Raw genomic sequence first — 638 nt, forward strand, 5'->3', positions numbered from 1 at the left:
ATCCTGATCGCCCGGGCGGTGTACAAGAATCCCGACTTCATCTTCCTGGACGAGGCCACGAACGCCTTGGACGCAAACAACGAGCGGGAGATCATGGAGCAGTTGCACGCCTTCTACAAAGGACGGACCGTGGTGGTCGTGGCGCATCGGCTAAGCACGGTACGTGACGCCGACAAGATCGTGGTGCTGGACAAGGGACGCGTCGTGGAGGAAGGGACGCATCAAGAGCTCACGGCCTTGCGGGGGACTTACTATAAGTTGGTGAAGAACCAGTTGGAACTTGGGAATTGAGAATTGAAAGTTGAAAATTAGTTGGAGAAGAGAAATAAGGACATAGAACTGAGGAGCGAGGAGGTACAGGAGGTGATGGGGCAAGTGCCGGCCTGGATCGTACGGTGGGGGATAACGCTGTTATTCCTCGTGGTCGTGACATTGCTGGTGGGAAGCTGTTTCTTCAAATATCCTGACGTGATCACGGCAGACATGACATTGACGGGGCAACATCCCGCGACGGCGGTAGTGACACGGGCAGCGGGAAAGATACAGGAGCTGCTCGTCAGGGATAATCGCCCGGTAAGGGAGGGGGATTGGCTGGCGGTCATAGAGAATCACGCCGACACGGACGATGCCATCTATCT

General features: G+C 55.6%; 1 protein-coding gene and 1 pseudogene. Both read left to right on the forward strand.

Going from position 1 to position 638, the window contains the following annotated elements; translation table 11 throughout:
- Nucleotides 1–291 (forward strand): annotated as a pseudogene (locus tag DWY79_RS20980) (peptidase domain-containing ABC transporter); the annotation flags it as partial.
- A gap of 21 nt (nt 292–312) precedes the next feature.
- Nucleotides 313–638 (forward strand): biotin/lipoyl-binding protein (locus DWY79_RS23165; protein WP_233564028.1); only part of this gene is annotated, 326 nt, incomplete at its 3' end.

It is taken from the genome of Parabacteroides sp. AF27-14, from assembly GCF_003635425.1.
In the GTDB taxonomy this organism is placed as follows: domain Bacteria; phylum Bacteroidota; class Bacteroidia; order Bacteroidales; family Tannerellaceae; genus Parabacteroides; species Parabacteroides distasonis.